The sequence below is a fragment of the Desulfovibrio sp. genome, from assembly GCF_034006445.1.
In the GTDB taxonomy this organism is placed as follows: Bacteria; Desulfobacterota; Desulfovibrionia; order Desulfovibrionales; family Desulfovibrionaceae; genus Desulfovibrio.
The window spans coordinates 88779-106094 of sequence record NZ_JAVESS010000002.1 but is presented as its reverse complement, the minus strand read 5'-3'; the positions used below and the strand labels follow the sequence as shown (position 1 = coordinate 106094).

The 17316-nt window shown below is 55.6% G+C and carries 11 protein-coding genes; all 11 read left to right on the top strand.

All coding sequences use genetic code 11. The annotated features are described in order from the left end of the window. From RBR41_RS03140 to RBR41_RS03090, 11 genes are read left to right on the top strand one after another with little or no spacing between them, the layout of a single operon-like run. Positions 1–1725: a portal protein gene (locus RBR41_RS03140; protein ID WP_320350981.1), complete on the top strand. Its 1725-nt coding sequence runs from the start codon at positions 1–3 to the stop codon at positions 1723–1725. Beyond that, complete coding sequence (locus RBR41_RS03135) at positions 1725–1961, top strand: hypothetical protein (RefSeq protein WP_320350979.1); 237 nt, start codon at positions 1725–1727, stop codon at positions 1959–1961. Before RBR41_RS03140 ends, RBR41_RS03135 begins: the two co-directional genes overlap by 1 nt. After that, on the top strand, positions 1945–2778 hold the full coding sequence (locus RBR41_RS03130; RefSeq protein WP_320350977.1) for a hypothetical protein: 834 nt from the start codon (positions 1945–1947) through the stop codon (positions 2776–2778). The genes RBR41_RS03135 and RBR41_RS03130 overlap by 17 nt, the downstream gene beginning before the upstream one ends. Before the next feature lie 3 nt (positions 2779–2781). Next, complete coding sequence (locus tag RBR41_RS03125; protein ID WP_320350975.1) at positions 2782–3741, top strand: major capsid protein; 960 nt, start codon at positions 2782–2784, stop codon at positions 3739–3741. 8 nt (positions 3742–3749) lie between these two features. Continuing rightward, positions 3750–4184 carry a hypothetical protein gene (locus RBR41_RS03120; protein ID WP_320350973.1) on the top strand — a complete coding sequence of 145 codons (435 nt, stop codon included), beginning with the start codon at positions 3750–3752 and terminating at the stop codon, positions 4182–4184. 9 nt (positions 4185–4193) lie between these two features. Next, on the top strand, positions 4194–4496 hold the full coding sequence (locus tag RBR41_RS03115) for a hypothetical protein (RefSeq protein ID WP_320350971.1): 303 nt from the start codon (positions 4194–4196) through the stop codon (positions 4494–4496). An 11-nt stretch (positions 4497–4507) separates the two neighbouring features. Next, positions 4508–5125, top strand: coding sequence for a hypothetical protein (locus RBR41_RS03110; protein ID WP_320350969.1), 618 nt, complete (start codon positions 4508–4510; stop codon positions 5123–5125). 1 nt (position 5126) lies between these two features. Next, positions 5127–6932 carry a hypothetical protein gene (locus RBR41_RS03105; RefSeq protein WP_320350967.1) on the top strand — a complete coding sequence of 602 codons (1806 nt, stop codon included), beginning with the start codon at positions 5127–5129 and terminating at the stop codon, positions 6930–6932. Positions 6933–6945: 13 nt separating this feature from the next. Then, entirely contained in the window at positions 6946–7593 is a 648-nt protein-coding gene (locus tag RBR41_RS03100; protein WP_320350965.1) for a hypothetical protein, read from the top strand. 10 nt (positions 7594–7603) lie between these two features. Next, on the top strand, positions 7604–10207 hold the full coding sequence (locus RBR41_RS03095) for a hypothetical protein (protein WP_320350964.1): 2604 nt from the start codon (positions 7604–7606) through the stop codon (positions 10205–10207). A 2-nt stretch (positions 10208–10209) separates the two neighbouring features. Continuing rightward, the gene (locus RBR41_RS03090; RefSeq protein WP_320350962.1) at positions 10210–17277 is read left to right on the top strand and encodes a hypothetical protein; all 7068 of its coding nucleotides are present in this window, start codon (positions 10210–10212) and stop codon (positions 17275–17277) included. Positions 17278–17316: the final 39 nt, after the last annotated feature.

Below are 17316 nucleotides of genomic sequence, written 5' to 3'. Positions count from 1 at the left end.
ATGGCAGGGAAGCGCGCCAGCGATTTTGTACAGCAGTTGAATACGCAGTTCGGGCAATTCAAGTCCGAGCGTGCGCCCTTTGACGACATCTGGCGCAAGGTGGCCGTGTTCGAGTCCGAGCGCATGACGCTGTTTGACGGGCAGCTTGGTAACAATCCGGCCCAGGCCATGCGCCGCGACGTGCGCGACGTTGATAACACCTGCCGCCAGGCCATTACGGTGTTTTCGTCGGGTATGCTCTCTGGCGTGTCGCCGCCGTCTGATCAGTGGTTCACCCTGCGCATTGCTGACAAATCCGGCGGGGACGATCTCAAGAAGTATCGCCCTGTGGCCAACTGGCTGGAGCAGATTGAAAGACTGTTCCTTAAGGACTTCACGGCCAAGAATTTCTACACACAGCAGGTCAGCAGCTACAAGCATATCGGCCTGTACGGCATGCAGGCCATGTTGGTGGGCGAAAGTCCGCAGATGGGCACCTACTACCGTGACGTACCTGTGGATGAAATTTACATCGCCAATGACTACGCAGGCCGCGTCAATGTTGTGTACCGCGAAATGCGGATCACATTGCAGCAGGCTCTGACCATGTTTGGCAAGGAGAACCTTTCGCCTTGCCTGCAAGCCTTGGCAGAAGACAGAAATGCCAACCCGCAGGAACATGTGACCATTGTCCATGCAGTCATGGAAAAGGCTCCCGGCTACGAGAACATCATTGGCGACAACAAACTGGCTTACGCCAGCTACTACTTTGAACCGGGCGAGGATCACCTGATTTCAGAAGGCGGCTTTGACAGCCTGCCCTACATCGTTACCCGCGCCTATTCTGATGGGCGCTCTCCATATTCCATCAGCCCCGGAACTATAGCCCTGGCCGACGTGCTCATGATCAACGAGATCAAGCGGCTCATGCTTCAGGCCGGGCAGCTTTCCGTGGCTCCTCCCATGCTCTTGCCGGACCGTGGCCTTGTGGGGCGGCTCAATTACACCTCCGGCGCGCTGAATACCTATCGCAAAGACGGATCAGGCATAGACGTGAACGACTTCCAGCCCTTGAAACTGGTGGGCGAGTTCAAGCTTGGCATGGAACTTATGCAGCAGGCGCAGAAGGACGTGAATGCCGCCTTCTTCGTTGACCTGTTTCTTATGATCCACAACCGCACACAAGCGGGCAAGGGAACACCCACTGCAATGGAGATTGAGCAGCTTGCCACGGAAAAATCCTTTCTGCTGGCTCCAATCCTCATCAATCAGCAGCAGGAAAATTTCAATCGGCTGTTTGAGCGCGTCTTTGAGATCAAGAAAAAAGAGCATGGCGCAATCCCCGAACCGCCCAAGGAACTGCTCAATGCAGACATTGAGATTGAATACATCTCGCCTCTGGTGCGCGCGCAGCAAGGCGTGAGGACGCAGCAGATGTTGCAGGGGCTGCAAGAGCTTGGCGGCATAGCCAATCTTTTTCCTGACGTCATGGACATCGTGGACAGCGACGCCATCACGCGCCGGATCATTGAAAGCCGGGGCATACCGCAATCCTGCATCCGCACGGTTGAGGAAGTCATGGGGTTGCGTCAGCAGAAGATGCAGGCTCAGGAGGCCGCGCAGAAGGAAATGCAGCAACAGCAGATGCTGGCTGGCATGATGCAGGGCTACGAAGGCCTTTCCAAGGCTCCTGAGGCTGGCAGCCCTGTGCAGTCAATCATGCAGCAAACAGCCGGGGGCATGTAATGAGCGCTGAACATCGGGACTACCTCATGCTGGCGTCACGCATTCGCGCGGCGCTGTCCACTGAATCCGGGGTTATCCTGAAAGAATGGCTACGACATGCCTGCTTTATGGATACCCCCATGAACAATATGGAATTCGAATCACAGGCGCAGACGCAGCGCATCGGCGCCAGGCGTGACCTCTTTATCGCGCTGGAACAAATTGAAAAGGACGGAGCACATGTCACAAGCGATTGATGGGGCACAACCCCCTGCACAGGTTACGCCGCCCGAGGCTGCGGCTGGTGGCAATACTATTTTGGAAGGTAACGGCGCTGGCGCAACGGACAACAAGGACACGCTACTTGGCAGTGCCGCCCAGCATGGAGCAGATGGTCAGGAAGGCACTGACGGCAAGGGTGCGGCTGATAACGCTGGTGATCGTCAGGCCCAGCCTGGTGCATCCCAGCAGCAAACTGAGCCTGTGCAGGGCCTGGCCCCGCTTCCCGATGATGCCAGCGACGACCAGCGCGCCGACTTTGACAAGAAGATGCGCGCGTTGGCTGGCGTGCCGCAGGACGCCAATGCCTATGGCGACTTTGGCTTTGGTGAAGATGTCAAAATCGACACAGCCAGCGCTGACTATAAATACTACACCGAGCTTTTCCACGAAGCCGGAATTTCCAAAACCCAGGCCAAGAAGCTGCTGGAAGGGCATCACAAGTTTGCTCTGGAGCAGGTGGAACACCATAAGCGCACGGAAAACGACACCATTGCTGAATACCGCGCCCAGGTGAAGCGGGATTTCGTCAAGGAATGTGGCGGCGACGCTGCCTTCAAGGAATTCAACGACACCGCTGTACGCGGCTTCAAGGCTTCGGCTCAGGGGGCCGGGCTGACGGACAAGGATGTGAGCGGGCTTTTGTCCGTCATGGGCGACGACCCGCGCTTTGTGAAGATATTCAACGCAATTGGCAAGATGCACCGCGAGGACGTGCTTATCACTGGCGCGGCTCCGCGAGCCCAGGAAAAAACTTTTGATGACATGTTCTCGGGCATGTTCAAGGGAGCGTAAGTTATGCCTTTCGGTAATTCTCTCAATCAGCTTTCCATCGGGAAGGCCAAGACCTTTGTCAATCAGGTGGACAACATCACCGAAAATGCGCCGGTGGTGAAGGCCATGCCCTTTGTGGTCAGTTCTGACCAGCTTTGGGACGTGTCCAGCGAAATCAGGATGATCGGCAGCGGCATGAACAGCGTTGATCTCAACGCGCCCTTGCAGGAAATCCAGATCGCCGACGCGCTCAAGCAGACCCAACTCAACATCTTCGGCGCGAAAATGTTCGTGCCCGAAGACACGGCCAAGCTGGAAGGTGGACCGGACAAGTATTTCGGCAAGAACCGTCCGGCCTTCGAGCGTCAGACTGGCATGGATGTGGAGCGTAACTACATCTACAACGCCTTTTTGCCCTTTGCCTTGTCGCAGTATGCGGCGGGCAAGACCGACTGCGTGCAGAGCGCGGGCGGCACTGGCAACACCAACTACAGTTTGCTGGCTCTGCGCTTCGATGAAGTCAACATGTCCGGCCTGTATTCGCCCCTGTGCTTCAAGCGTGACACCTTCCTGGACATGCAGGCCATTAATGGCGGCACCCTTTACGAAAACCCTGACACCAACAGCAAGTATTACAAGGTGCTGGGCTACGGCATGCGCATGAAAACCTACATGGGCGTGCGTATGCAGAGCTACCGCAATATCGGGGCCATTGTGAACATCAATCTGGCCGCGCCCACGCCGCTTACCCGCATGATGGTGGAAAAGGCTCTGCTGTCGGCGCGCACGGGCGAAGCGGGCAAGACCATCCTCATCTGCCACCCCAAGGTCAAGCTGCACCTGGCCGAAATCGGCAAGACCGAGTTTGTCCAGTCCAGCTACAGCGACAAGAATCCCGACTTCCGCGTGGATACCTGGAGCGGCGTGCCCATCATCACTTCGTACAACTTCATGGATGGCGCTGAATCCGCCATCAGCCTGTAGGAGGCAGCATGTACAACGTCAATCTTCGCCCTTACGGCGAATACTTTGCGCAGGCGCAAGCCATTACCACTGCTCCTGTCGTGGGCAACCAGGCCGCCAACAACCCCACGCGGCTTGATGCCTCTCAGGGCGGCACGGCCATTCGCGTGGCTACCCCAAAGGCCTCCGGCAGCCTGACTGTGGCCAGCGCTGCCACTATCACCCTGACCGTGCAGGGGGCCAAAACGGAGGCAGGTACGCCTGTTACCCTGGGCACTGCCGTCTACACCAACGATACCGGGGCGACCAGGTATTTCGGTCCTGACGCCGTGGTGTGCGATTTCGTGCTGCCCGAAGCCGCGTTCAAGTATCCCTTTATCAAAGTGCAGATCAGCGGGTCAGGCGCGTTCCCTGGCAGCGTGGATATCTTCCCGCACTACATCAGCCACCCCCGGCGCGGTTAGGAGTCACCAATGGCAAGAGCAATCAAACCCTTTGCAGTTATCAGCGCTTCCGGCTCCATGCTCTTCATGGAGGGGCAGGAGGTCCCTGAACACGTTGCAAAACAATACCCTGAGCACATAGAAGGCACGGCGGCGATCACCGCCCCTACGGTGCACAATCCGAACCTCAAGGCCAAAATGACCAAGGCAGAAGTGGGCAAGATGCCCGAAGATGACCTTATGCAGTGGCTGCGCCAGTTCCACCCGGCCAGCGTGCCTGCTGAAGCGATGGAAAAGAAAGAACTGGTGGAACTCGTACTCACTCTTAGCTAATGGGGGCCGTCATGGATCAGGGGCGCACAGGCATTATCAATCAAGCTCTGCTCTATATGGGGCAGGACACCATTCTCGATCCTGAAGGAGAGAGCAAGAACACCAAGCTGTGCGCCGCTGTCTATGACGAAACCCTTGCGGAAGTGCTGAGCGGTCATCCGTGGTCATTCGCGATTATGGCCGCTCGCCTTCAGCAACTGGAAGAGAAGCCCAGGGACATCAGATTTTCCTATGCCTATCAGTTGCCGGAAGACTGCGGGCGCATCCTGTCGGTGGAAGCCACGCAGTTACAGTCACTGTGGGGCGAAAATGCCGCCAGTAACACGCAGCCAGTTGCTGAATACATGGTGCAGGGGAAGAGCCTCGTGTCCAACCACCAGGGCTTGCAGATCGTTTATATCCGCACCAGCGTGCGCCCTCATGAAATGACGCCGCAGTTCAGAAACTACTTTTCGGCTATGATTGCCAACCGGCTGCATTTCAAGATCAACGGCTCAACTCAGGGAGAACAGTCCATGTACAAGCGTGCAATATCCCTGCGCATCGAGGCCATGCACACGGACAGCGAGCAGACGGACACCATGCCCGTGAATCGCCCCAACCTTTTTGTAAACGCCAGGCTGTTCTGACATGAAAATTTATCCTGACGTGCATTCATTTGTGGGCGGGCTGCTTACAGCCAAGCTTGAAGGCCGCGTTGACTACTCCAAGTATGGCGTGGGCTGTCGCGTGCTGGAAAACTTCATTGTTACGCCCACGGGCGGCATCTACAAGCGGCCCGGCCTGCGCTTTGTAGCCAAGGCCAAGGCAAACGGGTGCAGGCTCATACCCTTCGACTTCAACGGCACGGACAAGCAGAGTTACGTCCTTGAAATAGGCAGCGGATACATTCGTTTTTTTACGCGCGGCGGCCAGCTTATGAGCGGGAGCGCCCCCCTGGAACTGGCTGTCAGTGCGCTTAACGGCGTGGATGTGACAAAACTGCGCTATGTGCAGTCTGCCGACGTGATCTATTTTGCCCACCCGGACATGCAGCCTTGGCGGCTTGAACGCCTGAGCGCGACTAGTTGGGCCTACCAGGGGCTTTCATTCATCACCAACAGCAGCGAACCGCTGCCTTTTGAGGCAGGCAATTATCCCTCGCTGGTGCGCATTTACGAAGACAGGCTGGTATACGCGGCCACGCCCAAGCAGCCGCTAAACATATGGATGTCCAAGCTTGCGGACTTTACCAATTTCAATATCAACACCAACGCGGATCAGACCAAGGAACCTCTGCCCGAAGACGCCATTTTTCTCAGAATCAACGGCTCACGGGTGAACCCTATCAAGTGGATGCTGGATATGGAGCAGTTGGTGGTGGGCACCAATGCCTCAGAGATCCGCATTCAGGGTTCTGACATTGACAGCCCGCTCACTCCAAGCACAACCGGGCACAAGCGCCAGTCCAGCTATGGCAGTTGCGATGTGCAGGCCATCCTGCTGGGCAGTTCGGCCATGTTCGTGAGCCGCACCGGCACCAACGTGTACACGCTGGACTACCAGGATTTTGGATACCGCTTCAAGGCCGCGCCGCTCAACCTGCTTTGTCCCGAAGCTACCAGTCCCGACGTGGTGGAAATGCACAGCATGAGCGAGCCCGAGCCTATTGCATGGTGCATTCTTTCAGACGGCACGTTCTCCGGCTGCACCTATATCCGCGATCAGCAGATATTTGCCTGGCACAAGCACAGCACGCAGGGAGCGGTTAAATCCGGCGCCATCATTCCCTACCTTGAAGGCGACCAGTTCTGGATGGCCGTTGAGCGCAATGGGGAAACCTTCGTCGAATACCTTGAGACGCCCTTTGATGTTTATGCCGAAGACGCCACCTACAGCGTGTTCATGGACGCCATGCTGACCGGAACCACGGATGAGGCGGGCGTTATCAAGGGTATGCCTTATCTGGCCGGGCGCAGCGTGCAGGTCATGCAGGACGGATCATATCTCGGGGATATTGAGGTAGATGATGACGGATGCGTGCGTGACACCAAGATACGCAAGAACGCCTATGTGGCGGCTGGCCTTGGCTACACGGCGGAAGTGCAGCCCATGCGCGTGAACTATCCTTTGAAGAACGGTCAGGGCGTGAATTTCAAGAAACGCATTGTGTCGGTAATGCTGCGGGTTCTGGGGTCCATCAAAGGCGACATACGCGCCGAATATGAGCAGCCAGTGCCAGCCCTGAACAGGCCCGGCGAATACGGCCAGTGGCAGGAAGTATTGGCGTTCAGCGACGGCGCTATCGGCGGCAAGCCGCCCCCATGTCTGACCAAGACCATAGAAGTGCCCCTTTCTGGCAACACCACTTATGACGGACTGATTCGCGTGCGTCAGGATTTGCCCTTTCCAATGTTCATAACCTCTATCGCCTTCGGCATAGAGCAAGGCGGGTAAGCATATGGGCGGCATGGGAAGTTTTTTTGCATCCTCAAGCGCGCAGTCTGCTGGCAAGGGAGCCGTAACCGGCTACCAGACCGGCAGTTCCATTGCCAATGCACAGTACAACGCTGCGGCCATGCGCATGCAGGCAGACGCACAGGACGAGCAGACAAGGCTTACTGGCTACCTCATCCGCAAGCAATACGAGAGCGATTACCGCACGCTGGTGGAAAAGCAGGAACAACAGCAGAGCATGAACCGGGTTGTAGCCATGAAGCGCGGCATTACAGGTGCTTCGGCCACTGCGGTATTAAGCGCACACACTGCCAAGGGACAGCAGAATTTGGAGCAGCTTTACTATAACGCGGCCATGAAGACAGGCACCATGAGCCTGCAAAACAGTGCCCGTGCCTCTGGTCTGCGCGAAAGGGCCAATCAGTACGACTGGCAGGCCACCAGTTCCGCCGTGGCCGGGCTTGTGGGCTTTGGCGCGGGCGTGCTGTCGCTGGAGTCCAAATATGGAACGAAAACTGAAAGCCCCGAGGATTCTGTAATGAGCGAAGAAAAAATCAGCAGCGAATTTTACGGTAGCAGCGGTTCTTACAACGGACTTTACAGCAGAGGCGACACGTCCGGCATGTCCAGCATGTCCAGCCTGCCTTCTCTTAGATCGTGAGGTGTAACACATGGCACTCAGAATAGAAGGGCCCGGCGATCTCCGGGCCATTGACGCAACAGCCTTTGCCCCATCCGGCGGCGGCAGCGGCGCGCATGCGCCCACCTGGGGCGTAAGCAATCCTGCGGCCGTAGCCATGTCTGGACTGCAAAAGGCTTCAGAGCAATTCGCCGATGTCTATGACGATGTGCAGGTCAACAACTACCTGATGAAAAAGACCAAAGAATTTGAAGATCGCTACTATAATCCTGACACAGGTCTCTTTAATACCCGTAAGCGCGGCGACGCCCAAGGTCTGTACCAGGAAGAAAGGGAGTATCGGTCAAAAATATGGGATGAGGACGCGCCCAAGTATCTTTCTGAGCGCCAGTTGCGCATGGCGTCCAAGCCCTTTGGAGCCCTGTTCAGAAATCAGGCCCGTCTTGTTGCCAGTCACGAAACGTCTGAGCTTATGAGCCACCAGGTGGACATGGCGGAGAATTCAATTTTTGCAGCGCAGAATCTTGTGGCCTCCGGCAATCTTACCGAGGACAAGCTTGACGTAGCCAAAGCCAGCATCAATATCGCTACGCAAAATCTTGGCCGCATGCAGGGCTGGGACGCCGAAACCACGGAGCGGAAAAAGCAGGAGGCCTGGGGGCAGGCGGTGCTGAAAGGCACCGTAGCTCTTGCAGCAACAAACCCTATGGCGGCGCTTGAGTTCCTTAAAGAGCATCAGGATTCAATACCAGCCGAAGAGTTTGCCGGGGTACTGGCGGCGGTTGATGGCAAGGCACAGGATAAGCATATTGCAGACATAAAAGAGCGTGTGCTTACTGGTGACATGCGCGGGGCACAAGAGCTTATGTTTACTGCTGGTGCCAGTGGCGGGACAATCGCAGAGCGTTTTCATAACCCTCTGAACCTGAAGAAGGTCGGTGCAAACACAGGCACGAGTGCCGATTTCCGGCAGTTCAATTCTGATGCCGAAGGTTTCTTGGCTGCCCGTGATCAGCTTTTGATTTATCAAGATAAACACGGACTGACTACACCAAGACAGATGAATGAACGGTGGGCACCAGCGTTTGAGAACAATACTAGTCAATATAGCAAGACGTTCGCACAGGCTAGCGGGCTTAATGTAGATAAACCTGTTAATATGCGTGACCCTGCAGTCGCGGCCAAAGTCCTTTATGGTATGGCTGTCGCTGAATCCCCTCTCGCGAAAAAATACACGGCGAAGAGCATCGAGGACATGCTGACGGGAAAGGCTGTGCAGCAGCCCCCAGTGTACTTGGCAGGCAATACACAACCTGCGGGCTTGATAGAAACTGGGAACGTCAACCTCAACAGCCGTCCGCGTGTCAAAAATGCTGACGGTTCAATAAGCACAGTGCGCAGCATGTCATTCAATGATGGCAATGGTGAGGTGCTTGTTCCCACCGTTTCGGACGACGGCCGCATCATGTCGGATGATGATGCCGTTGAGCAGTACAAAAAAACCGGAAAACACCTCGGCAAATTTGACACACCAGAACATGCAACCGCCTATGCCGAAAAGCTCCATACCGAGCAAGAGCGCCAGTATGTGGGGACTGAGGGCGATAGCAGTGCTGGCTACATTCCCGGCACTGGCATGCTTTCTCCAGCAAAGAAAGTGGCATTGCAAGAGTGGATGAGCGTACACGAAAAGCGCGCGCAAGAGGCAAGGATTCAAGCTGAGATTGATGGCTTTACCGACGACACGCGTGACCTCTCGTCCGCTCAACGGCTCGGCGAAGCAAAAGCCCGCTTTGGCGACAATGCCAAGAAATACGAATTAGCTGTGAAAACCATTCATTTTGAGGAGGGCCTAAAGCAAGAAACAAAAAAACGTGAACAGGAAATACGCCTAAACGAGCAAAAGGGCACAATAGAACAAATTGCCAAGCAACCCATCACCGAAGGATGGCCAGCTTATCAGGAGTTTCAAAAAACTCTTGATCCTGAAGATCGCGATAAAGCTATGTCCATGTACAAAAACCTTGTGGCGGCCTATGGCCCTGAAAACGCGACAACATCAGCGCCAGGTGTCTACAACGCCGTGCTAGACCGCCTTGCCTCTGATGAGGATTTTGACATCGATGCGGAATACGGTGCGGCGCTTTCGGCTAGAGATCGAGATAAGCTGAAAAAAAAGCAATCCTTGGCCGTGCTGAAGGATGTAAAAACCTCTTTCTTGATAATGGCTCAATCATACCTTGGCGAGCATGGCAAAGACATAAAGAAGTTCCTAGGCACGGCAAGCGCTGAAAGCCTTTTTGCCCGCTTTGTTGACGGTCTTTCACCGGAAGAGATTCAGTCTGAATCAATGGTTAACAAAAAAGCTGGAGAATTCTGGAAAGAAACCATTCTTAATCCTGGAATTTTCCGCAGCAATAAGGCAATCCCTCAAGGCTTGCTGCCAGCTTATCTTGATAAAAACCCTGATGCGCTCCCAGAAAGAGGATCAGTAGAGTTTGGTATGGTGAAGGAGTTTCTTAAAGGACTGGGCATTAAACCTGATGGTTCATTTGGGCACTTCTCCGATAAGCAGATGGCAGACGGATACCGGGCTATCCTTAACGCGCCAAGGATTAATGGGGGGAGCAAATGACCATGCTGAACGACATTAACATTGAGGCTGCCCGCAAACTGTACGACGGATATAGCGGAGAAAAGAAAGAACCGTCCGAAGTCGGCACCTCTCTTGATATTGCTCCTGGGGTTTTTGTCGGCCCTGCCATTACCGGGCGTCAGCCTGGCGGTGAAAATGGGACTGCCTTTCTGGACAAGCCCGTAGTGAATCTTGCCGATGCTGACAATGACTTTATGGAGCCAGAGCCGTCCGCACCTTTTGTTGACATCATGCCCGCCGATGAGGCCATGCGCGTTTTTGGCGAGAGGAACAAGGCGGTGGACCAGAACTTTGAGGCCGAGTTGGGCGGTCTTGGACAGACACTGCACGCGCTCAGGAACAGCCTGAACATGCGCAGTCCCGCAGAACTTAAAGCTCTTGCAGAGCAATCAGGCTTACAGCCATCTATCGTGGACAACGATCCCGCTTTTGCCCGTAAAAAGGTGGAGTCTGACAGCTACGCCCAGAATGTCAGCCTATCCCTTGGAAGATTCACAGACCCGTCGATGGTCACACTTACATACCTCAAGGACGCCGACGCTCTTGACCAGCTTGCTCTGGCCGCTGACACAAATCTGATGGCGCTTGAGAAGGAAATCGCGGCAAAGCATCAGGGATTCCTTGATACAGGTTTGATTGGTTCGGCACGGCATGGCTTTGATTATGGTATGGCTAGTCGTGAACTATACGAGTTGCAGGCGCAAAAGCTTGAAGGCAAGGTTTTTGATACAGTAACAGAGCAGCGCATACGCACTTTAAAAGACGTTACAGCCTACGGCGCAAAAATCTACGGCAGTATGCCCTTGGGGCAACAGATATCATGGGCAGGCGTTGGGAGCGTTGGCGTGCCGGGCCTTGGCATGCTCTATGGCGGTGCTAAAAATGTTTTTTCCCCTGCCGGGGCTGCGATGATTGGCTCAGGCGCTGCTATGGGCGGCATGGCTGGCGGTGGTGTTCTCTCCATCCCCGGCGCGATCTCTGGTGGTTTGGCTGGCACAGGCGCTGCCATGACGGCTGGTGCGTATCTGGATATTGCCCGTCAGGAAGCTGGCAGCATGCGTACCACGCTTGAGGATATGACTGATGATGCCGGAAATGAGATCGACCCCGACATTGTTCGCTTTCTGTCAGTAGCATACGGCGGTTTTGCCGGTGCGGCTGAAATGTACGGGCTGGCCAGTGTTGCAAAGATTTTTCCCGGTGCTGCAAAGCTGTTGAGTCCGAAGGTTGCCGAAGCCTCCCTAGTCTTTCTGCAAAAGAATCCCACCCTGAGCGCCAAACTGGGCGATACTGTCATACACACGGCAAAAGGGCTTGCAGGCGAAATCGCCACAGAAAATATACAGGAAGTAGGCGCTGTTATTACAGAAAACATCGCTCTTTCGACATCAAACGTGAATCAGGCTTATACCGGAGTTGGTGGCACATTTGAAAGAATGTGGGACACCACCAAGGAAACGGCCAAGGGCATGGCTCTTTTTGCTGGCGCTGGCGGTGGGGCACGGCTTGTCCGCAACATGCGCGCCCAGGGCAAGTTTGATAGCGCCATGAGTCAGCTAGCGGACTACCAGGCCTCCATGATGGATTCCATAGCCAAGACAGCCCAGCAGTCTACCGTGTTCAAGGACATGCCCGAAACGGCGCAGTCTCTTGTGCAGGCTTTGGCCGACGGTGGTAAAGTGCCGGAAAACGTCTACCTCAAACCCGAGGCCGCACAAGCTTATTTTTATCAGGAGGGCAATCCCGACCTGATGCAAGCCGCCGAGGCGATGGGCATCACGCCGGAGGTGTTGGAGGAAAGCCTTACTCTGGGCACAGACCTAGTTGTTCCCACACAGCTTGCGGCAACCCATATCATGCAGGACGCGGCCCGCTACGAAGCCCTCAAGCCGGACATGCGCTTTGATCCGGCCATGCCCACCATAACAGATGCCGCAGCACTGACGGAAATGGTGGAAGATGCCGGACAGCGCAACGCCTACCTTGAAAGCCTTATTGCTCCCTATGTTGAAGAAGAAAACAAGGCATTGAACCGCCATGAAGAACGCATGGCGGTTGCCGCGCCCTATGTGGAGCAGTTGCAGCAGGCGGGCTATTCGCAGGCCAAGGCGCAGGCCTACGGTACGGTCATTGCGGCCAATGCCGAACGCATGGCTCCTGTATTCGGCATGACTCCGGCGGAATATCTTGAGAAGCGGCTGGCCGGGTTCATGACCATGACGCCCCAGGAGTTCATGGAACTTGGGCGAGGCGGGCTTGAAAACCTGGAGGCTGACCGCGCTTACAGTCAGCTTATGGAGGATATGGGCGTCAAGAAGGGCATGGGCCGTGTACAGAAGCGGCGCGCCTTGCAGCCGGAATTTGCCTATGCCTGGGGCAAGGTCAATCCAGAGAATTTTGCTAACACCTACGGCAAGGATGCCTACCTTGAAATGCGGCAGCAGTTCGGCCCCGGCTTTTTTGCCAGAAAGGGGCAAGGCGTCGGTATTGACGTGTTGGCGCAGGATTTCAGCAGTGAACAGCGCGGCGGGCATGGCCTGAACCGTAATGACATTGACGTGGACGGCTTTGCCGAAAAGGTGATGATGCCACACGACGAGTTTGAAAGCTCACTGCGCCAGAGTCTTGGGCAGGGCATGCTGTGGCAGCCCAAAAATGCGGACGTTGATCTGGACACGCCCGTAAGGGTGGTGGCGGTACAGCCGCGCTTTGCGGGACAAAATGCCAAGGTGCTGCGCAAGCGCTTTCCTAAAGACGTCAGGGCCGCAGTTCTGAATGAATTCAAGGCCGGGGTCGTCAATGAGGATACCGGGATGGCGGTTGGCATGACTGCCAAAGATTTTCATGAACACATGAAATTTGGAGATGCCGATGTTATTGACGGAGTGCAGCAGCTTGAGGCAGTCGCTGCCCTCCCCAATCTCATGCGTGAAGCCATACTAGTTGAGAGCTATGAGGACAAGAAAAATAGAGACAGCAACCTTAAGCAGTTGCATCGTTTTCAGGCTGCTTTGCGCATAGGAGAGAAAGACTATTCGGTAAAACTGACAGTAAAAGAATTTAAGGATGGGACTCTACACTTTGCAGATGACAACCCTATTAAGCTTTACCACCACAGGCTTGAAAAAGAGATGCCTGCTGGTAACTCCGATACCCTCCGGAAATCCGGTGTCAATCGGCCCTCAGCAGGCATTCATGAGTATAGTTTAAGATCGCTGCTTGAGGATGTCAACGACAGCGAGGGGAATCTTTTCTTTCAGCCAGAAGCCCTCTTCCACGCAGATTCCGCCAAGCCGCGCGGCGGCATCAGGCAGATGGCTGACGGTAAATATATTGTCGGTCTGTTCAAGAAGGCTGACGCCTCCACCATTCTGCACGAAACGGCCCACTTCTGGTTGGAGGAGTTGCGCGAGGGCTCCAAGCTGGAAACCGCGCCGGGATGGGTAGGTGAGGCCTGGGGCAAGTTGCAGAAGGCCTATGGCTTTGAAGGGTTGGTGGACGGCAAGGACGCCAATTCTGTCACCGCGTGGACAGCAATTCAGGAGCGTTTTGCCCGCGAGTTCGAAGCCTACGCCCGCGAAGGCAAAGCCCCCTCGTGGGAATTGCAGGCAGCCTTCAACAAGTTCCGCAACTGGCTGACGGAAATCTACAGAACCGTACGCAACCTGTTGGGCAATGACGGCGTTTCGGAGCAGGCGCGAGAAGTGTTCGACACACTTCTGGCCACGCAGGAAGAAATAGAACTTTCGCAGCGCCGGGCCTCCGATGATTCCGTCATGGATCTGCTCGGCGATACCGTGAAGCCGGAACTGCGCGACAGATACGCCCAGGCCGCCCAGCGCGCCTATGACAACGCCAGCGCCCTTATTGCCAACCGCAGGCTTGTGGAACAACGCAAGGCAGAGCGTGAATTCAGCGAGCAGGCCACCGCCCTGGTGGATAGCAATCCTACCTATCAGATGCTGAAAGCCCTGCGTGAAGGCGGCATTGACTTTGAGGTGTTGAAACAGACCGTGTCTGAAGACATGGCGTACAGACTGCGCGAGAAATGGAAGGGATCTCGCGGCGAGGGTAAAGGGCTTATCCGCAAGGGCGGCAAGCTTGATCTGCTGGATGTGGCCGCGCAATTCAATGAAGACAGCGTAACCGGGCTTGCCGCCGTACTGACCGACATCCCCACCAGGCGCGAGGCTATTGACGCCGAAGTGCAGCGCAACCTTGCGCAGTGGAACAGCGAGTACGACGCCGAAGTCGATTACAGCAATGCCATGGATGAAGCATTGTCCATTGAGCTTGAAGCCTTGACCGGACGCAAGCAGACCAGCCCCGCTTCGCTACGGCGTGAGTTTGACCTGCTGGTGGACGCCAAAAAGCTCTCCGAGCTTGACCCTCAGTATAAATCTCTCAAGGCCCGCCTGCGTCAGGACGCGCGCGTGGCCCGTGAGGCTTTCAGGGCTGGCAAGAAGGAAGCCAATGAGAAAGGCAAATCCAACATGGACAAGCTGCGCGCCAAGCTGGCCGAAGTGCGCGAAACGGAACGCCTGCGCCGTGCGGCTCTGGGTGCGGCCTACCGTGCCCGCATGGAGCGCGACCATATTATCAGGCAGTTGCGTAGGGACGCGTCCAGCAAGAGCGTCAACGATGCCTATAAACAGCAGGTTTTGCGCATCCTGTCTAACTGGAAAGGGCTAGGCACGGAGAGCATGGTTCCGCGTGACCCAGTAGGTATGCAGATCTTCAAGGATTTTGTGGCAAGCAGCGTGTCGCTTTTTGATGATCCGGCCACTTTCGCACCAGCTTTCATTGAAAACGGCTCTGAGGGGCGCGCCGGAGACCTGACGCTTGAACAGTTGCGGGAAATACGCCGGGTTGTGAAAGAGCTTACCCACCAGGGCCGCGTGCATAACCGCATGTTGGCGAACCGGGAAAAGACGGAAATTGCCGTTGTGGCCGGAAAGTGCGCCAAGCAGATGGACACGCTTTCAGCAAAGAAATTCCTGTCCGACCGGGAAGGTATCTTGGGGACCATCCAGGGGGCGCTGCGCAAGGGACTTTCATCCCTTACCAGCGTGCGCTTTATGGCCCGCGCTCTGGATGGCTTTACGGATAACGGCCCCAACCATGACGCATGGTTGTTTCCTTTGCAGGAAGCCAGAAGCCTTGAAATGCTGCACACCCGCAATGTGGACGAAATACTGAAAGACGCCATGCAGCCAATTGTACAGGCCGGGAAGCTCACAACGGCTTTTACCATTGATGGCGTAACTCTGCCCAGAGACGTGGCCCGGCTGTGGAAAGGTCTGTGGGATATGGACAAGGTATATTCTGTAGCCCTGAACATGGGCAATGCTGGCAACCTCAAGGCCCTCATGCGCGGTTACGGCTGGAGCGAACAAGATTTGCACACCATTACCGCCAGACTTACTGAGGTCGAGTGGCGGGCCATTGAAAAAACATGGGACGCCATAGACAGCATATATCCACTGCTGAGTGAAACGGTAACGGCTCTCAAAGGCTCCCCGCTTGCCAAGGTGGAGGCGCAGCCTTTTGAAGTAGCCACGGCTGACGGAAAGGTGATCACGGTCAAGGGTGGATACTACCCCCTGATATTTGATCATAGACTGAGTAGTCGGGCTGCGGAACAAATAACTACGGACGAACTGCTCAACGGTATGGAGGCCGTGTTACGTCACCCCAATCCGCAAAGCGGCATGACCAATGAGCGCAAGGGCGGCACACTGCCTCCCAGTCTGACCCTGAACGTCATAGATAAGCATGTTCGAGAGTCTATCCACTACGCCACACATGCCCTGCCGCTGCGGGATACCATGCGGCTTTTCAATAACGCGGATTTTGAAGCGGCTTTTACCAGAGCTGCCGGAGTGGAAAACTATAAACAGCTTCAGCCCTGGCTGCGCGGCATCGCCCGGCCCGACAGCGAACGGCTGGAAGGTATGACAGCGGCCATGGACTGGCTGGCCCGGCGCGGCACCATGTACGCCCTTGGAGCAAACATGAAAACGGCGCTCTTGCAGTTGACCAGCATAGGCAACTCATGGAGCGAAGTAGGCACGGGCAACTTCTTTACTGCGGCCAGCACCATTCTGTCTTCCCCCATGCTGTCTATGCAGACCATCCGTGAAAAATCGGCCTACATGCATGAACGCGCCAAGCTTATGGACGACACTCTGCGCCGGGAATATGAGCGTATGCGCGCTAGCGGCGTAGCTGGAGTGCGCTTCATGAACGTCAATTACGCTCTGGACACAGTGCAGCGGGCGCAGTTTGCGTTGATCGCCTCGCTTGACGCCACGGTGTCCTTTCCCACATGGCTGGCAGCCTATGACAAGGCTATCGCTCAGGGCGTCGAGGAAAGCAGAGCCGTAGCCATTGCCGACGGTGCCGTAGTGGCTGCCCAGGGTGGCGGCGGGCCCATTGATACTCCTGCCGTCATGCGTCAGGCCGGACTGATACGCATGCTTTGCCCCTTCATGAGTTTTGCCTTGGCGGACTTTAATAGAAAAATGGAGACGGTGCGCGGACTGGAGGAATGGCGGCAGACGGGCAACAGCGCCGTAACGCCCGGTGTGGCCATGCGTGATTTTGCCTTTCAGTGGGTGATGCCTGTGGCCTTGACGGCACTTATGATTTCCCTGGGACGTGATGGTGAATTGCCAGAGGCCGAGGATTACGTATGGGAGGCATTAGGCTTTTACAGCATGGGCGTGCCCATAGCGCGGGACGTGGCTCGTATGGCTGAGAGCGCCTACTCAAACGATGGCATCAAGGGGGGCCGCACACCGTTGATGTTCGCTGGCGTGGGCAATGCAATCAAAGGTTTTGGCCATGCCGCCAAGGCCATTGGCAATGACGACGAACGTGCAACCTACCTTGCGATCAAGGAAACGACCAATGCCATTGGCTTTGCTCTGGGGTTGGGCACACCACAAATATGGCGAACCATAGAAGGTTCACAGGCGTATTTTGTGGATGGCGAAGGCGGTGTGTTAGCGCCTCTGCTGGGTAAACCGCATCCGCGCAAAGATTAATTTCACCCGTTCATTAAAAATCGCATAGGGCTGAGGGGG

Coding starts and splice junctions, on each gene's coding strand:
- RBR41_RS03130 (WP_320350977.1), top strand. CDS start 1,945: ATGTCACAAGCGATTGATGGGGCACAACCCCCTGCACAGGTTACGCCG.
- RBR41_RS03090 (WP_320350962.1), top strand. CDS start 10,210: ATGCTGAACGACATTAACATTGAGGCTGCCCGCAAACTGTACGACGGA.
- RBR41_RS03095 (WP_320350964.1), top strand. CDS start 7,604: ATGGCACTCAGAATAGAAGGGCCCGGCGATCTCCGGGCCATTGACGCA.
- RBR41_RS03140 (WP_320350981.1), top strand. CDS start 1: ATGGCAGGGAAGCGCGCCAGCGATTTTGTACAGCAGTTGAATACGCAG.
- RBR41_RS03120 (WP_320350973.1), top strand. CDS start 3,750: ATGTACAACGTCAATCTTCGCCCTTACGGCGAATACTTTGCGCAGGCG.
- RBR41_RS03100 (WP_320350965.1), top strand. CDS start 6,946: ATGGGAAGTTTTTTTGCATCCTCAAGCGCGCAGTCTGCTGGCAAGGGA.
- RBR41_RS03125 (WP_320350975.1), top strand. CDS start 2,782: ATGCCTTTCGGTAATTCTCTCAATCAGCTTTCCATCGGGAAGGCCAAG.
- RBR41_RS03135 (WP_320350979.1), top strand. CDS start 1,725: ATGAGCGCTGAACATCGGGACTACCTCATGCTGGCGTCACGCATTCGC.
- RBR41_RS03110 (WP_320350969.1), top strand. CDS start 4,508: ATGGATCAGGGGCGCACAGGCATTATCAATCAAGCTCTGCTCTATATG.
- RBR41_RS03115 (WP_320350971.1), top strand. CDS start 4,194: ATGGCAAGAGCAATCAAACCCTTTGCAGTTATCAGCGCTTCCGGCTCC.
- RBR41_RS03105 (WP_320350967.1), top strand. CDS start 5,127: ATGAAAATTTATCCTGACGTGCATTCATTTGTGGGCGGGCTGCTTACA.